The organism is Staphylococcus schleiferi (assembly GCF_025558325.1).
Taxonomy (GTDB): Bacteria; Bacillota; Bacilli; order Staphylococcales; family Staphylococcaceae; genus Staphylococcus; species Staphylococcus schleiferi.
The window spans coordinates 2,411,848-2,429,166 of sequence record NZ_CP094712.1; the positions used below are offsets into that span (position 1 = coordinate 2,411,848).

Annotated in this window: 18 protein-coding genes and 1 pseudogene; 8 read left to right on the forward strand and 11 right to left on the reverse strand. The window is 36.6% G+C overall.

All coding sequences use genetic code 11. From position 1 onward, the window contains the following. Positions 1–171: 171 nt before the first annotated feature. Both MUA40_RS11455 and MUA40_RS11460 read left to right on the forward strand, forming a co-directional pair. Positions 172–594, forward strand: coding sequence for a GNAT family N-acetyltransferase (locus MUA40_RS11455; protein WP_016425617.1), 423 nt, complete (start codon positions 172–174; stop codon positions 592–594). Positions 595–607: 13 nt separating this feature from the next. Beyond that, positions 608–1,933, forward strand: a complete 1,326-nt coding sequence (locus MUA40_RS11460; RefSeq protein WP_016425618.1) for a carboxylesterase family protein — start codon at positions 608–610, stop codon at positions 1,931–1,933. A gap of 135 nt (positions 1,934–2,068) precedes the next feature. Here the strand turns inward: MUA40_RS11460 and MUA40_RS11465 are convergent, their stop codons facing one another. Then, a complete protein-coding gene (locus tag MUA40_RS11465) occupies positions 2,069–3,397 on the reverse strand; it encodes a sodium-dependent transporter (RefSeq protein ID WP_262569600.1) in 1,329 nt (442 codons plus the stop codon). A 184-nt stretch (positions 3,398–3,581) separates the two neighbouring features. Between MUA40_RS11465 and MUA40_RS11470 the strand changes: the two genes are divergently transcribed. Then, positions 3,582–3,773 (forward strand): hypothetical protein, encoded by a 192-nt coding sequence (locus MUA40_RS11470; RefSeq protein WP_016425620.1) that lies wholly within the window; start codon positions 3,582–3,584, stop codon positions 3,771–3,773. Between the two features lie 143 nt (positions 3,774–3,916). On the opposite strand, the gene MUA40_RS11475 is transcribed toward MUA40_RS11470, so the two are convergent. Both MUA40_RS11475 and ppdK read right to left on the reverse strand, forming a co-directional pair. Continuing rightward, positions 3,917–4,732, reverse strand: a complete 816-nt coding sequence (locus MUA40_RS11475; protein ID WP_037559370.1) for a pyruvate, water dikinase regulatory protein — start codon at positions 4,730–4,732, stop codon at positions 3,917–3,919. Positions 4,733–4,736: 4 nt separating this feature from the next. Next, the gene (gene ppdK / locus MUA40_RS11480; RefSeq protein WP_016425622.1) at positions 4,737–7,361 is read right to left on the reverse strand and encodes a pyruvate, phosphate dikinase; all 2,625 of its coding nucleotides are present in this window, start codon (positions 7,359–7,361) and stop codon (positions 4,737–4,739) included. 280 nt (positions 7,362–7,641) lie between these two features. Between ppdK and MUA40_RS11485 the strand changes: the two genes are divergently transcribed. Then, positions 7,642–8,496, forward strand: a complete 855-nt coding sequence (locus MUA40_RS11485) for an NAD-dependent epimerase/dehydratase family protein (RefSeq protein ID WP_016425623.1) — start codon at positions 7,642–7,644, stop codon at positions 8,494–8,496. 476 nt (positions 8,497–8,972) lie between these two features. Here MUA40_RS11485 and MUA40_RS11490 read toward each other — a convergent pair. From MUA40_RS11490 to panB, 5 genes and pseudogenes are all read right to left on the reverse strand, one after another. After that, a pseudogene (locus MUA40_RS11490) lies at positions 8,973–9,107 on the reverse strand (transposase); the annotation flags it as partial. A gap of 7 nt (positions 9,108–9,114) precedes the next feature. After that, on the reverse strand, positions 9,115–9,243 hold the full coding sequence (locus MUA40_RS11495; RefSeq protein WP_262569602.1) for a hypothetical protein: 129 nt from the start codon (positions 9,241–9,243) through the stop codon (positions 9,115–9,117). A gap of 166 nt (positions 9,244–9,409) precedes the next feature. Beyond that, positions 9,410–9,793, reverse strand: a complete 384-nt coding sequence (panD, locus tag MUA40_RS11500; protein WP_016425624.1) for an aspartate 1-decarboxylase — start codon at positions 9,791–9,793, stop codon at positions 9,410–9,412. Then, positions 9,790–10,650, reverse strand: coding sequence for a pantoate--beta-alanine ligase (gene panC / locus MUA40_RS11505; protein ID WP_016425625.1), 861 nt, complete (start codon positions 10,648–10,650; stop codon positions 9,790–9,792). Before panC ends, panD begins: the two co-directional genes overlap by 4 nt. Further along, on the reverse strand, positions 10,647–11,459 hold the full coding sequence (gene panB, locus MUA40_RS11510) for a 3-methyl-2-oxobutanoate hydroxymethyltransferase (protein WP_016425626.1): 813 nt from the start codon (positions 11,457–11,459) through the stop codon (positions 10,647–10,649). Before panB ends, panC begins: the two co-directional genes overlap by 4 nt. 242 nt (positions 11,460–11,701) lie before the next feature. Here panB and MUA40_RS11515 point away from each other — a divergent pair, with 242 nt between their 5' ends. Continuing rightward, a complete protein-coding gene (locus MUA40_RS11515; RefSeq protein WP_167732966.1) occupies positions 11,702–12,556 on the forward strand; it encodes an oxidoreductase in 855 nt (284 codons plus the stop codon). 486 nt (positions 12,557–13,042) lie between these two features. On the opposite strand, the gene MUA40_RS11520 is transcribed toward MUA40_RS11515, so the two are convergent. Further along, positions 13,043–13,582 (reverse strand): hypothetical protein, encoded by a 540-nt coding sequence (locus MUA40_RS11520; RefSeq protein ID WP_016425628.1) that lies wholly within the window; start codon positions 13,580–13,582, stop codon positions 13,043–13,045. Positions 13,583–13,831: 249 nt separating this feature from the next. Between MUA40_RS11520 and MUA40_RS11525 the strand changes: the two genes are divergently transcribed. Both MUA40_RS11525 and MUA40_RS11530 read left to right on the forward strand, forming a co-directional pair. Next, positions 13,832–14,269: a LytTR family DNA-binding domain-containing protein gene (locus tag MUA40_RS11525; protein WP_126495991.1), complete on the forward strand. Its 438-nt coding sequence runs from the start codon at positions 13,832–13,834 to the stop codon at positions 14,267–14,269. Then, entirely contained in the window at positions 14,266–14,736 is a 471-nt protein-coding gene (locus MUA40_RS11530; RefSeq protein ID WP_016425630.1) for a DUF3021 domain-containing protein, read from the forward strand. The genes MUA40_RS11525 and MUA40_RS11530 overlap by 4 nt, the downstream gene beginning before the upstream one ends. A gap of 257 nt (positions 14,737–14,993) precedes the next feature. Here the strand turns inward: MUA40_RS11530 and MUA40_RS11535 are convergent, their stop codons facing one another. After that, positions 14,994–15,329: a GNAT family N-acetyltransferase gene (locus tag MUA40_RS11535; RefSeq protein ID WP_262569606.1), complete on the reverse strand. Its 336-nt coding sequence runs from the start codon at positions 15,327–15,329 to the stop codon at positions 14,994–14,996. A gap of 190 nt (positions 15,330–15,519) precedes the next feature. Between MUA40_RS11535 and MUA40_RS11540 the strand changes: the two genes are divergently transcribed. Continuing rightward, positions 15,520–15,954: an antibiotic biosynthesis monooxygenase family protein gene (locus tag MUA40_RS11540; protein WP_016425632.1), complete on the forward strand. Its 435-nt coding sequence runs from the start codon at positions 15,520–15,522 to the stop codon at positions 15,952–15,954. A 171-nt stretch (positions 15,955–16,125) separates the two neighbouring features. On the opposite strand, the gene cntE is transcribed toward MUA40_RS11540, so the two are convergent. Then, positions 16,126–17,310, reverse strand: coding sequence for a staphylopine family metallophore export MFS transporter CntE (gene cntE / locus MUA40_RS11545; RefSeq protein ID WP_016425633.1), 1,185 nt, complete (start codon positions 17,308–17,310; stop codon positions 16,126–16,128). Positions 17,311–17,319 lie beyond the last annotated feature (9 nt).

Consider the following 17,319-nt stretch of genomic DNA (forward strand, 5'->3'; position numbering starts at 1 on the left):
GCCTCCTCAATCCATTCACTACCTTAATTCTTAGTTATTCAATATGAATTATAGGTTAAATTATAGCGAGATTCAATGTAAAGGCAATCAATTTTTATATTCATATTTTTCTGATAATTTAAATGATGGTTTGCGTTATAATATATAATAAAGATAAAGGAGGCTAAGTTTATGGAGATCATCTCAAAAACAACGCTGACATCGGAAGACATTCAGCAACTTTATAAGCTATATCAAGATATTGGTTGGTTTGGCCATACGCTCGAAAATATTGGAGTCATTTACAATGCAAGCACACATATTTTTGTAGCTGTCCACCAACAAAAAATCGTTGGCTGTGCCCGTGCCCTTTCTGACGGTGTTTTCAATGCTGCTATATATGATGTGATTGTCCATCCACACTATCAACGGCAAGGGATTGGTAAAAAGCTTTTACATCAACTTTGCGACATCTTTCGTTCAGTTTCCTGTATTCATCTCATTTCGACTATTGGTCATACTGATTTTTATGAATCTTGTGGGTTTAAATTATTAAAAACGGGCATGGGGATTTATCAAAAAGAAAGCTTAGCTGAAGCTTATTTGTACCATTGAAGGAGTGAAAGGGATGCGTATTGATACGAAATTAGGAACAATTTATGGCAAATCATATGCTGGTTTTGACGTTTTTAAAGGTATTCCTTACGCACAATCACCAAAAGGCGCTTTGCGCTTTAAACATGCCCAGCCCGTTACATATTACGAGAATGACCTCTATGCGACAGAATTTGGTCATACACCGATACAACCCTTTAATTCGCTTGAAGCTTTTTTCTCTCCTTTTCAAGAACCACCTCAACAAAGTGAAGATTGTCTCACATTAAATATTTGGCGTCCTCACTCTAAGGGCGATCAACTTCTACCTGTCATTATTTTTATTTACGGTGGAAGCTTTGTGAATGGTCATAGTGCCCAAGATATATATCAACCCCAAACGATTGTTCAACAAGAGGACGTCATCGTTGTCACATTCAATTACCGATTAGGTGCTTTAGGTTTTTTGGACTGGTCTGCAATTCATTCTGACTGGCAGGCAAACAATGGACTTTCTGACCAAATCTGTGCATTAAAGTGGGTCTATGCGCATATTTCCAGCTTTGGTGGCGATCCGGAGTGTATCACACTCATGGGCCAATCCGCAGGCGCAATGAGTATTGAGGCACTGTTACGCATACGAAGCGTGAGACCATTGATTCGACATGCGGTACTGTTAAGCGGCATATTACAACTCGATACGCCATACGCCGCACAACAAAAAGCGCAAATGTTCAACACATTAAAACATCGACACTTTCCCAATCAAACATGGGAAACATTAGATAGTGACGCTATTTTAACGTTGATGGAGGCGCATCAATCACATTATGGTCCTTCAAAAGGGTTAGAATTAATTTATCAACCTGTTGCATCAAAGGAGATTGAGCCCCATTATGACCATGTCGATATACCTGTTTTATTAGGTATCACATCATCAGAAGGTGATATTTATATTAAAAACGAGCAAAAAAAATTAGACCCTTTACAATTTCAAGCAATTTTGAGTCGTGCTGGATTACCCATACCCGCTCTTCATGAGATGATGACAGCGCAACAACAACGTCGGCTTATCACAGATTTCTATTTTAAACAGCCGTTTCTCGACCTTTTTCACACACTTTCAAAAACGGCGCCCACTTGGAAAGCTGAGTTTAATTGGTTTCGTCCTGATCACCCACGCTATGCTTCAGCTTATCATATCTTAGACTTAATTTTTTGGATGGGACGACTCGATATTTTAGAAGCAAATGGTTTAACACTGACTTCACATGAAAAACAACTGAGCCACCGCATGATTCACGATTTATGCCATTTTGCAAAACATGGCGAACTGAGACAACATCAATATTATATGTAAATTTCTTCTTGTCATTCATTTAAAAAGCGTGGTAGTCTGCCTCTCATCATTGAGGCAAGTTCGACCACGCTTTTTTATATTGAACTTTATTAATCAGAAATGTGCTATAAGACAAAAACGTCAAACTTAATCTGTTCAAACAAATTGTAAAATGAATACTGCTAATATAATACATGGCAATACCCATTTTACTAATATATACCATGGGTAAAATAGTTTAAGACGGTGATTACCAAATGCCTCTCTTAATGTCTCCTTTTTAACCTTATGGCCAATTGCTAATGTTGAGGCGAGCGCGCCAATAGGTAGCAAAATATTTGAAACAAGAAAATCCATATTATCAAAAAGCGTACCTGCACCAAAAGTTAATCCGCTTAAGCTACTGAATGACAACATTGCCGGTATACTTATCATGACCACACCTGCACCTACGAGCATCGTCATTTTGGTGCGTTTTCGATTATCATTGCGTGTTAAATTAGAAATATTTAACTCTAGCAATGAAATTGAAGAAGTCAATGCTGCAAACAAAAAGAGAACTAGGAAAATAATATAAAATAACGCACCAAATTGAATTTTTTCAAAAACAAGGGGTAACACTTTGAATAATAAACCAGGTCCCTCTTTAGGCTGATAGCCAAAAGCCTGTAATGCCGGAAATATAGCTAAACCCGCTAAAATGGCGATAACAATATTCATAGCAACAATCGTAATTGCAGACCGCTTAATTGGCATTTCTTTAGGTGCGTAACTTGCATATGTCATCATACCAGTCGTACCTAATGATAGTGCGAAAAAGGATTGGCCTAACGCAAATAAAATAGAATCCATCGTTATGTCTGTCACGCGTGGTTCAAATAAAAAGCGCACCCCTTCCATAGCACCTTTTAAAGAAAGCGATTGGGCAACAATGATAATTAAAAAGATAAAAAGCAGCGGCATCATCACTTTAGATGCCTTTTCTAAACCTTTTTCAACGCCTAGCATCACAATTAAACAAGTCAGTCCAATAAATATAAGCTGTCCGATCAATGTATAGGCAGGTTGGCTAATGACCGATTCAAAACGTATATCGCTCAAATGCGCGAGGCCGAGATGAATCCATTGAAGTCCAACGATTCCAATATAGACTACAATCCAGCCCCCAATCACACTGTAAAAACCGAACAACAAAAATACTGTTAGATTGCCAATCCAACCGATACTATTAAGCCATTTTTGGCCCGTTAACTTTCCGAATAATTGCGTTGTATAGGTTCTGCCTAATTTACCTACTGCAAATTCCATAATCAGAAAAGGGAGACCTATTAAAATAGTGAATAAAACAAACATGAATAAAAAAGCTCCGCCGCCATACATCCCTACCATATATGGAAACTTCCATAATGCCCCTAAACCAATTGCGGAGCCTGCGCTCGCTAAAATAAATCCCGTCGACGATTTCCACTGTGACTTTTGTGACAATACCTTTCACCCTTTCGCTTTAATGCGTTGAATCGTTTAAGCATACTTTGAAAATATAACATATTCACTGCTCAAGAACAATCTTCTGCGACTATTTATTGAAATGTTCAATGAATTTTCAAATAGCGATTGATTCATCACTTTAATTTGATATGATTAAAGTGAATAAAAGGGGTGAGAAATCATGTCAGAAAAATTGAAAGAACGCATTTATTTAATCGCGATTATTATTAGTACTTTATGTGTTATTTCTTCTGTGTTATTTAGCCTAAGTCCTGCCATTACTGCAGCAGTCACTTTTATTTCTATTATTGTATTTGCAATATTGTATTTTGTTGTACCAACTAAAAATCAAAATACACGCAATTTAAAATAATTTAACCGCTACACATGGCAAAGAACTGGGAGATACGGTTTCAATTTCCTAAAAAACACCCCAAAATTCATTCAAGAATTTGAGGTGTTTTCTTATTTTTGCTAGGTTATGTCCTAGGCTCTGTTTTTTATTTTTGAATGTATTTAAAAAGAGGCCTGTAGAAATTTTTCGATATAGAATGCCGACTCTTCAATCGAGCGATATTCTGTGTTAATCACGGTTGCATTCAACTTTTTGAATACTTCTTCCGCATAGGCCAACTCCACTTTGATTCGTTTTAAATCGTTATAATTGGCTTGGCCGTCGATGCCTAATATTTTCATTCGCTCTGTTCGAATGTTCATAATATATTGTGGGCTCGCTGTTAAGCCGAATACTTTAATTTGCTTCTTTTTTATCGTCTCGTATGGGATTGTCACTTCGGGAACTAGTGGGATATTCGCAATTTTATAGCCTTTATTTGCTAAGTACATGCTTAATGGCGTCTTAGATGTACGCGAAACACCTACAATGAGTGCGTCCGCTTCACCTATATCCGTAAAATGCTTACCATCATCATATTTAACCGAATATTCAATCGCATCAATACGCTTGAAGTAATCATCATCTAATTTTCGAATCATCCCTGTTTCTTTCGTAGGAATATGACCCGTTTGCGCTTGAATATGGTGAAGGAGCGACGACATATAGTCAATATATGGAATTTGATATTGGTTTGCATACGCTTGTCCCATAACATTATATTCTTCTGTCACTAGCGTCGTAACAACAATCGCATCTCTTTCTTTTGCTAACTTTAATACATGAACTAACTCTTCCTCGCTTTTGATAAACGAAAACTTTTTAATTTCAATTTGCGTCAAATCTGGAAATTGACTGACACCGGCATGTACCATACGTTGCGCCGTTTCACCTAGTGAATCAGATACGATAAAAATCGTCAATTGCCTTTTCTCCATAGCCTTATCGCTCGCTCTCAACGACACTTTGTGCGGTAGCTAAAATGGCTCCTGGTACGCGGAAAGGTGAACATGATACATAATCAATAGCCATTTTGTTAAAGTGATGAATCGATTTAGGGTCGCCTCCTAACTCTCCACATACACCAATTTTGATTGATTCATTGGCCTGTTTTGCTTGCTCAACAGCCATTTTAATCAATGCCCCTACCCCATTAACATCTAAAGTTTGGAATGGATCAACTTCTAAAATTTGTTGGTTTAAGTATTCATTGATGAATTTTCCAGCATCATCACGGGAAAAGCCATACGTTAACTGTGTTAAATCATTCGTACCAAAACTAAAGAAATCACACACTTCAGCAAGTTCATTTGCAATCATACATGCACGCGGTGTTTCAATCATTGTTCCCATTAAAAAGTGCAATGTCTGATCTGTTTTTGTTTCAATACGTTGGATGGCTTCCACAATTTGTGTCTGTAAAATTTTAAATTCTTCTACTGTAGATACAAGTGGAATCATAATTTCTGGTTGGCAATGGATTCCCTCTTGCTGTAATTGTGCCACACTATTCATAATCGCTTCTGCTTGCATCACATAAAGCTCTGGATAGGTGATAGCTAATCGACAACCACGATGCCCCAACATAGGGTTTGTTTCGTGTAACTCTAATATACGTTTGTTTAATTTTTCTACTGGAATGGCCAATTGTTGTGCTACATTTTGAATTTCATCTTCTGATTTTGGTAAAAACTCATGTAAAGGTGGATCTAATAAACGAACAATCGTTGGACGCTCGCCTGATAAGCGGAAAATCTGTTCGAAATCTTCTGTTTGATAAGCACGTATTTTATCTAAAGCTGCCTTTCTCGTTGCATCATCTGAAGATAAAATAAAGCGACGCATTTCTACAAGACGCTCTGCACCAAAAAACATATGCTCAGTGCGAACTAAACCAATTCCTTTAGCATTAAATTGATAACCAGCTTCAATGTCCGGCGTTGTTTCAGCGTTCATACGGACATTAAGGCGGGCCACGTCTTCTGCCCATTGCATAAATTGTTCAAAAGCTTCACTATGTTCAGCACTTGTTGTTTCAATTTCACCAACATAAAGGTCGCCTTTTGCACCATCAACAGATACCATATCGCCTTCTTGTAATGTTTTTCCAGCATACGATACGATTTTTTCTTTTGTATTGATTTCAAGATCTGAACAGCCTGTCACACAACATTTCCCCATACCGCGCGCGACAACAGCGGCGTGAGATGTCATTCCTCCGTGTGTTGTAACAATTGCTTCACTTGCGATCATCCCTTCAATATCTTCAGGAGATGTTTCGGGACGCATTAAAATGACTTTTTCTCCTTGCTCCGCTTGCAATTGCGCTGCTTCGGCTGAGAAAACAATCTTACCTGTTGCAGCACCCGGGCTTGCAGGTAAACCCGCTTTAGATATCACTTCTGCGACTTCAAGTGCTTCGTCTTTAAAAGTAGGATGTAACAATGTATCGATCGATTTCACATCTACTTTGTGCATTGCTTCTTCTTTTGAGATGACGCCTTCTTCTACAAGATCCACTGCAATTTGAATTGCCGCTTTAGCTGTGCGCTTACCGTTACGCGTTTGTAAAATATATAGCTTTTCATTTTCTATTGTAAATTCAATATCTTGCATATCTTTATAATGGGCTTCAAGTTGTTCTGAAACTTCGACGAAAGCTTGATGTACGTGTGGCATTTGCGCCTGTAATGTTGCAATATCTTTCGGCGTCCGTATCCCCGCTACCACATCTTCTCCTTGCGCATTTAATAAGTATTCACCAAATAATTGTGCCTCTCCTGTCACAGGATTACGTGTAAACGCCACCCCTGTGCCACTTTTAGGGCCACTATTACCAAAAACCATTTCTTGAACATTAACCGCTGTACCGATATCATGTGGAATCTCATTCAAATCACGATACACACGCGCACGATCGTTATCCCATGATTTAAATACAGCTTCAATCGCTTCTCGTAGTTGGTCTATAGGGGCCTGTGGGAATGGTTTGTAAACTTCTTCAATATAAACAGTTTTATAATGCTCACATATCTCTTTCAAACCTTCTGCTGGGATATCTGCATCATTTTCGTAACCATGTGACTGTTTATACGCATTAAAATATGTATCGAAAGCAGACATCGGAATGTGATATACAACTTCACCAAACATTTGTAATAGACGTCTATAACAATCGTATGAAAAACGGGCATCTCCAGTTTTAGCTGCCAGTTTTTCAACATTTTCATCATTTAATCCTAAATTTAAAATTGTATCCATCATACCGGGCATTGAAATTTTCGCGCCACTCCGAACCGAAACAAGTAACAAATGATCATTTGATGAAAAAGCCTTGCCCGTTCTCTCTGAAAAAGCTGCGAGTTGTGTTTCTAATTGATCTTGAACCTCATCAGCAAGTTTTTCTCCATTTTTTAGATATTCAATACAAGCTTCAGTTGTAATGGTAAAACCATCAGGAACAGGTAGTCCTAAGCGCTTCATTTCAGATAAATTCGCACCTTTGCCACCTAATAAATCTTTCATATCTTTTTGCCCTTCATCAAAAGCGTAGACGTATTTTGTCATACTTTACCACCTCATTAACATTTAATATGTCATACTAATTAATAAAAGTATGTCATATTAAAACTGAAAACACAATCAAAAATATAAGAATCATTTGATATTTTTATTTTTTGTCATAAATTCGAGAAATAATTATTTTTACTAGAGCTAATATTAACTATCTACTTTGTTTTAATTTTTCAAAACCGGCTATTTAATATAAATACGGATTATTAACAAATGAAAAGGAATCGTCATTAAATGATTAACCTGATTCCATTTAATACAAAGGAGTAAAGTAATGAAAAAGATATTCGTCACAGGCGCAACTGGCCTCATTGGTATGAAGTTAACACAACGCTTAATTCAAGAAGGGTATGAGGTTGCTGGTTTTACAACTTCGCAAAACGGTAAAGCACGCTTGGAACAACTCGGCGCAAAAGCCTGGATTGGTAATATCCTCGAGCCAAAAACAATAGAACCTGCATTGAGAGATTTCAAACCTGACGTCATCATGCATCAAATTACAGATTTAAAAAATGTCGATATGTCAGCAAATACAAAAGTTCGCGTTGAAGGCACTCGAAATTTAGTGGATCTGGCACTGAAATATAATATTCAGCATATCATTTCACAAAGTTTAGCCTTTATGTACGCACCTGGCGCCTCATTAGCAGATGAGCAGACGGCATTGGATACCGAATCTTCAGGAGATAGAAAAATAACCGTCGATGGTGTTATCGGTTTAGAAAAAGAAAGTCAGCGTTTATCACATGCTGTTATTCTTAGATACGGAATGATGTATGGTGAAGGGACTTGGTATGGAAAAGGAGGTATGATTTATAATCAATTTAAAGCAGGGAAAGCTCAAGTTTCAAAGGGTGTAACCTCTTTTGTTCATATTGAGGATACTGTAGAAGCAGCAGTTGCCGCACTTACGTTGGAGCCTGGTATTTATAATATTACAGATGATGAACCAGTTGGCGGGGAAGAATGGGCAAACTGGTATGCCCAACAGCTTCAAGTTTCACCAGAAATTGAATTCTTCCCTGCTCAACCTTTCGAACGTGGTGCAAGCAATCAAAAATATAAAGCACACCAGGGGACACTTCGTTATCCTTCTTGGCGTGATGGCATGGTCATAGATGAAAACTAATTTTAATTAAAAGAAGTTCGCTATTTGCAAATGTTGATTCACAAAAACAATCACATCACGAAAAATATTTAAATGCAATCCAACGAGCCTGAGACAAAATTGTCTCAATAATCGATGAAATCCGAGGTTTTCGTAAAAAACGAAAAATCTCGGATTTTTTTCCTTTTATCATCAGTTTAGCCGCACTAGATGCGACTAATTTCCTTAGGCACCTCGTTAGTTTAGTTTTTATTGGCATTAATTAAATTATACGAAAGTGCCTTATTGTTTAAGTATAATGGTGAATGATTACATATATAAGCGAAGTATTTATAGCGAGGCTCCTGAGGGAACAGGACGAGCCGAAGACTACAGGCTGAGGCTGTCCCCTCGGAAAGCGAGCCTATATAATATGAAGCATGATAATAAAAAGGAAGCTCGAAGACGATTTTTGTCAAAATCATCTTCGAGCTATTTATTTTGGTATTTATGTCCCAGACTGGTTGTTTATATTTACTTACAAATACCTTAGAAATGATTAAGATTAGATTCCTAAAATTCCAGAAATTTCTATAACCATAATAAACCCGTTTAATCAGTTTTATTTTATGATTAATTCCCTCAATTGGCCCCCATTCGTTAAATGTGGATGACCTCATTTGAGATGGTACATCGGGATTGAATATAGGGTGATTTAGCTGTAAAAGTTTGTTGATAAGCTTTACAATAAAAGCGTTGTTTCTTCAATTTTGAAATATCATAATACATAGACACAATATTTCCTTAATCGTTGGTTGGGTCACTTACAATTATAGAGATATTTGTGCTTTTTTATTATCAAAAATTAAAATAACGGTCAGTGAATGTTTCACCAACCGTTCATATTAACAACTTCTTGTATTGAAAACATCATGTTGTGCTATGGAGAAAGTCCTTACATGACAATTGTATTTTCTTTTTCATGAATCATTTGCACGATTTCATTTTTTTCATTCATCACTGCAACTTTTGGTGCATGTGTTTGTAATTCCGTTTCGTTAAGTTGTGCATACGTCATAATAATGACCACATCATCTACTTCGACCAATCGAGATGCGGCACCATTCAAGCATATTTTGCCACTCCCACGTTCTCCTGCGATGACATATGTCTCAAAACGTGCACCATTATTATTATTTACAATCGCGACTTTTTCATTTGGTAAAATATCTACAGCATCAAGAATATCAGCATCAATTGTAATGCTACCGACATAGTTTAAATTTGATTCTGTAACACGTGCACGATGAATTTTTGCGTTCATCATAGTTCTAATCATTTCTCTTGTTCATCTCCAATAATGATATTATCGATTAGCCGTGCTTGTGTAAACTTCACAGCTAATGATATAAAAATACGTCCTTCTATCATAACTTGTTCACGCAATTCTGGGTAGCTATAAATTGCAACTTCTTCAACACGACCACTCGTATGCATCTGAAGATATTGTGTCACTTTATCTATAATAACGCTACTATTGCGCTCACCCGCCTGATATAGCGATTTCGCGAGTTCTAAACTTTTGTGTAAATGAACCGCTTCTTCACGTTCTTCCGGTGTGAGATAAACATTTCTTGAACTTTTAGCCAATCCATCAGCCTCTCGCACGATATCTACACCAACGATTTGAACATCATGGTTAAAATCTAATACCATTTGTTCTACGATCGCCAATTGTTGCGCATCTTTTTTACCAAAATAAGCTACGTCAGGATGGACGATATTAAATAACTTGTTTACAACTGTCACAACGCCATCAAAGTGGCCTGGGCGTTGTGCCCCTTCTAGAACTTCTGCCAGTCGTCCCACTGTAACATGGATGCCAATTTCTCCCGGATACATTTCTTCGACTGTTGGATAAAAGACATAATCCACACCAATTGCTTCTACCATCGCCACATCTTGGTCAATTTGGCGAGGATAGGCATCAAAATCTTCATTAGGTCCAAATTGTAAAGGGTTCACAAAAACACTGATCGCTGTCACATCATTTTCCGTTATCGATTGACGCATCATGGTTAAGTGTCCATCATGTAAAGCGCCCATTGTTGGCACAAAACCAATTTTCCGACCTTTTAATTGATGTTGTTTCATCAATTGTTGCATTTCTTTAACTGTTGTAATGACCTGTGTCATGCTTCTACCTCATCCATAATTTGTTTTTTATAAGTGTATGCTTCAGAAGGAAAGACACCTGTTTTCACTTCTTCATTATATTTTTCAAGCGCAGCCATACCAATCGAGAAATCTTCGTATTGTTTTACAAATTTCGCTTGTCTTTCTACGCCATAATTAAGCATATCGTGATAAACCAGCACTTGACCATCTGTATCTTTACCTGCACCTATACCAATAACTGGAATCGTAAGTTTTTCTGAAATTACTTTTGCAAGATCACTCGGAATCGCTTCTAATACGAGTGCGATTGCTCCTGCTTGTTCTACAGCTTGTGCATCTTCAATTAATTGCTGTGCTGCTTCTTTTGTTGTCCCTCGCATTTTGTAACCTAAAACACCGACGCTTTGGGGTGTTAAACCTAAATGTGCCACAATCGGAATACCCATTTGTGTCGCTTGTTTCATAAAAGGTGTTAGATGCGCACCCTCTACTTTCAAAGCATTTCCATGACTTTCTTGGTATAATCGAATAGCATTTTGAATATCTGTTGAAGCATCGATACCTACTGAACCAAAAGGCATATCTACTACAACAAATGTGTTGGGTGCACCGCGACGAACAGCACGACTATGATGTAGCATATCTTCTAAAGTAACATCTACTGTACTTTCATATCCGAGGACTGTCATTCCTAATGAATCACCGACTAAAATCATATCGATTTGAGCAGCTTCCACTTGTTTGGCGCTCGGATAATCATAAGCAGTTACCATTGAAATTTTTTCACCGTCACGCTTCATTTGTTGGATATTATTTAAAGTTTTCAATTCATTCACCCTTTAATTTTTAATATATCAATCGTAAAACAATTCGCCTTATTTTTCCATTTATATTTAATATATCACAAGAATGCAAACCACATTTTTGAAAAATATTTGAACAGGCATATTTTCGAAAGTGATCAATCATTCGTTTATTATCAAAACGGACTTTACAATGTATTTTAATCGTAATACATTAAAACATATCAGTAAATCATCCTATATTTTATAGAGAAAAGAGGGCAAACATGACTAAAATTGCAGTAATAGGGCCTGGCGCTGTGGGGGCATCTCTTACCTTTGCACTTTCGCACACATTTGATGTCACGTTAATAGGACGTCAAAATCAAATCATTCATTTTCAAGAATCGAATGCGCAAGTCCAACAGGAACTGACTGTTCGGGCTATTGAAGCGGTACAAGAGCCGTTTGACGTGATTTTTATTGCTGTGAAAACGCATCAATTAGCCGATGTCATTCCAGAACTCGTCCATTTGACACATGCAAACACATTGGTGATCTTGGCACAAAACGGCTATGGTCAACTCAAACAATTAGCAGACTATCATGCTTATCAAGCTGTTGTTTACATTAGTGGTCAAAAACAAGAGCAACGTGTGACACACTTTAGAGACTATAAACTTCATATCCAAGCAGACGCTCATACAGAACAACTTGCTCTGCAACTAAAAGATGCCCCGTTAGAGCTCGTACTCGAAAATCATATTGAAAATGCGATATGGTATAAACTCATCGTAAATTTAGGAATTAATACTATAACCGCACTAGGCCGTGATACCGCACGTGTATTACATGATGATGCGATGATTCAACTTTGTCGACACTTATTAGAAGAAGGCACAGCCGTTGCGCAAGCTGAAAGCATTCAGTTGGATGACAATATCGTAGACGCCATTATGAAGATTTATGCCGGGTATCCTGATGAAATGGGAACAAGTATGTATTATGACATCATGCAAGGTCAACCTTTAGAAGTCGACGCCATTCAAGGTTATATTTATCAACGTGCTCAAGCACATCAAATAGCCGTTCCTTATCTTGAAACCGTTTATACACTACTTGCTTATCAAAACGCTAAGTAAGGACGTTGTTAACTTTCGACAGCAACACTTTTTGACTTCGGTAACATATAGTGATAGTACGAAGAAAAGAAAAAACACCTAGCTTAGGCTACTAACCGTGAACTAGGTGCAAAAACATAGCAACATATTAGTGAGCTTCCAGACTCAAATATGTTAATCATTACAGCCTATCATAGGTCCTCTTGTTTCCCCAATAACGAGAGCCTATTTTTTTGTATTTTTAAACAATAAGGTCACTGCATACAAAGTCCCAATAATACTTAGAGATATTGATAAATAAACATCCAAGTTGATTATTATTGTCATATGCCATCACCTCGAATTATTACAAATTTAATCGCTGAGGATGATTAACACATGACTAATAGGCTTCTATGATTTATAACCCTAATTATACCTATTCTATTAACAGATAAGTATGTCCTTCCTATTACTTGTTTTAGAAAATATATAATTTGTATCAATTGATGTCCGCATATACTTTGATTATCCATCTACCTCTATAAACTGCAATTCATAAACTGAACGATCATCGTAACGATTAAAACTATCGATATTCCCTTTTAAATATAACGTTTGCGTTTTCCGACTCACATTATGTTGATATGTCATTTTAATTTTTAAATTTGATTCATACCCATTATTTTCAATAGTGCGATCTAACTCATTGAATACAGCTTTATTAATAGGTAATAAATAACTCTCTTTACTTGGCAAAATACTAACATACTTTCTCTGTAAAACCTGACCTTCGTCGATAAACACTTCTATTTTAATTTGTTTTGCTGCACCCGCACCAAGATTAAATAACTTCAAAAAATCGTCTCCTATATCTGTCGAAGTTGTTGAAGCCGTATTTTTTAATTTTAATCTTTCGCCATCTCGTGTCATCAAAATCTGATTGAATCCTAATGCAGGTAAAAAACTCATTTTCATTTGATAGAGTTGGACACTCACAGATACAAAATAAAATAACGCCATAATAAACGTCCCAATGGAACCAATTGCAGAGATTAAATTGATCATCACATACTCCTTTCGACAATAATTTAAAATAGTGGTTCACATTTTCCACATTTGAAATCACTTTAAACCCTTACTACACCTTGCGCAAAAAATAATGGATGAATATATTAAAAATTATTGACGCTTTTCTATACCCCACCGTTTATTTTCCTTACGATGCCGTTTAACAAGAATCCACTACCATATAGCAACAGCAGATAGTATTTTTGGGTTTTCTTTGGTTTACTTAATACAAGGAGGTTAGCACCTATGAAAGTTACCATTACGCTTAATCCAGCGATGGCAGAGGATCACATCCATATCACTACAAAGTCTATGACTCCTGATTTACAAAAAATAGTTACAGAAATTCAAGAAGATACGCCCTATTTGAATGTAAAAACAGAAGATAACGCCATTTACTTTGTAGATATAACAGATATTATTGCTATCTATACGGAGCGACAAAAACTTAAAATCATAACAGTAATTGGGACATTTACAATGGTAGAACGACTCTACAAAATTAAAGTTAAATTGCCTGCATCATTTATTCAGATTTCTAAAAGTGAGTTGATTAATCTCAACTATTTAAATCACATTGAAATCACATCTAGTGGTAGTTTAAAACTGGTTTTCAAGCACGACTATTTAACTTATTCCTCGCGCCGTTATGTGAAATCTATTAAAGAGAGGTTAGGTCTATGAAAACAATTAAAAATGGTTTTTGTATCGGAGTGACAATCGGTGTGTTAATTTCAATTTTCATTTCGATGATTTTTAGCCATCATGAATACCATCCTACAAATCCTATTTCTACAATTGGCGAGTGGTATTATCAAAATTTTACTGAAGCGCAAATCATGCTCATTATGATGATTCTATGGGGTATTATTGGTATCTTGTTTCAATGGGGTGCAAAAATATTCGAATACGAAGATACTTCATTAACAAAACGGACATTACGTCACTTTTCCTTTATGTTTTTACTTTTTCTTCCGCTCGCTTGCTTAGCAGGATGGTTCCCGTTAAAAATCACTGCCTTTGTATTTTTTGCCATTATTTATAGCTTTATATATTTCATCATTTGGGGTATCAACTACTTAATAACTAAGAAAGAAATTCAACAAATTAATCAATCGTTACAACAAAGAACTCATACGCCTAAAAAGTAACTCTTCTCTTCATCCCATTCAAGAATGACTGTGGCTGAGGTCAGGACATAACCTATGCTTTTATCAATTGTTCTAACTTAATGTTAGAAGCATCACTGTCCTACCCAGCCACATGTTTTTTATATTTAAGATATGTTACTCGATGATATAAGCTCTTTTTCTAACACTAGCATATCTCGACATTGAATGCCTTCTTCATAAATAGGGGCATAACCTTGTCTGATAAAATAATCATGTTGTATAGCAACAATTCGGAATCAATTTTTTTGGTAAATTTTCAATTGTCTTAAACTTGAATTTCCTGTACCTATGCTTAAGTAGTGATAACCTTCATCGGCGTATATTTTTGTCAAAGTATCAAGGATTTTACGCGCATAGCCTTGCCCTTCGAATTGTGACGCCACACTCAAATTCATAATCTCTGCTTTTGTGTCTCTCTCATGCACCACAGCAATACCTATCAACGTCTTCCCTTCAACCCATTCATAACACTTCCCCGCTTCAAATACTGCTTTTACTTTTTCAAGATTTGGATCAGCCGTAAGCATTAATGTTTGAATATCCTTTGTTAAATCTGTGCGATGGCGCAACATTGTTTTATCTCCCCTTTATTATTCATTCTCTCTCAATTTAAATCTGCTAACAGCAACTTTAACGTTTGACTATTATAATGAGTTTTTATAGTTTAATACAACAAAATTTACAGTTACAAAATTTAATTTATGCAATTAAAGTGTGCAATAACGGGTATAAGTGATAAAGGATAAGGAGGAGGTATAAAAAATGATACTCTCTCATAAAGATCACCTTTATCAGATTGAAGAAAATGATTTGACAACTACGATTTATAAAAATAATGATGCAAAAACATATACCGCCATTGAAAACATCGGTACCCTTTCACCAGACCATTTCTGTGTAATGAATTACATTAAGGTTGCTCGCTACAGTGAGGCTATCTTTGAGGAGCGTTTTCTTAATCGAACGTCCTACTTAGGTGAAACACCCGGGTTCGTCGCTCTGAGAGTACTGAGACCCTATGACCCACAAAATCACTACATTATTTTATCCTTATGGGATGACCGTGACAGTTTTGAAACGTGGCAAATGTCTTCACATTATAAAAGTATCTACAAAGAACATCATCAACTTGAAGGGCTCGATCAAGAGGTTATAGATTTAAACGCTTCATACCTCATTAAATTCGATATTTATTAATGACGTGATGCAAAGACCTCATTCTTACAATTTCTTATATCAACCCACATATAACGCGATATATGGGTTTAGGATATCCGCTAAATATATGCATATGATTGAATCACAAAAACGCTCCCTTATTAAGCAGTGTATAGCAATCAGCTTAATGAAGGAAGCGTTACTCATTTTTTAACGTTCTATAAATTGTGGTCTACGGTCAATGCTCATCACAGTAATGATGGCCATTAAAATACCGCATATGAGATACATATTTGCATAACCTGTTAAATCGGCAATAGGTCCCATTAAGGCAGCACCTAATGATACGCCTAAATCTGCAGTTGCAATAAATAGTCCGAGAAGCATGTTACGCCCTTGTTTCGGTAATTTGAAACTCAAGAAAGACGTGAGCGTTGGATAAACCATGGCTTGTGTAATACCTATCATGATTGCACTCACATAAAGAATGAGTGCACCTAGATAAGGTCCCATTGCAATCAAGAATAAAGCAATCGTGAGCAATCCGAGTACTTTTAGCATAAATCCAACATGCCATTTCCCGTCTGAAGGAATATACTTTCTTAAAAAGAATCTCGAAAATACGACTGTAATCGCTTGAATTGCTAAAAAGACACTGGCATGTCCAACTTGATATGTATTCACATACAATACAATAAACGTAGAAACTGCACCAAATCCAATAGAAGCAATGAGCATAATCATGCCTGATTTGAATAAAAATGGATTTTTAAACAGTTGTAAAAATACGGTTACAGGCCCATAAGGTGGTTTCTCAGGTTGTTCGGCTTGTGGCTCGTGATCTTGATTTAACGTTGCACTGAAGCCGACTACACCTGTTGTCACTGCAATGATAATCATCGCAAGTGCAAAGTAACTAAGGTTATCTAAATTCCAAATACCAACCGCTATGATAGGTCCAATAATTCCTGGTATGTAAGAGAATAAAGAATATAATGAAATCCCTTGTGCTCGATCTTCTTCAGGTAATGCGTCAATAATACCAATTTGTAATGACATTGAGAAAAAGGCTGTACACACCCCTTGCATTACACGTGCTACGAAATAACCTTCAAGCCCAGTGAAGCCATATAGGATAAGTGCAAATCCATTGATCACTAAAATCCATCTCAATATTTTGATAGGTCCAATTTTAGCTATGACTTGCCCCGCCCATGGTCTAAAGAGCATCGCAGTGAGCATGTAAGCCCCCATTACGATACCAATCGTTGCGTTTGTTGCACCTAAGTCATGACCACGTAAAGGAATCATAACGTTAAGGATCGCATTCGCACTAAAGAAGAAGAGTGCGAGTATATATAATCTTAGAAAAGGCCATGCCAATGCACCTTTCATACAATTGCC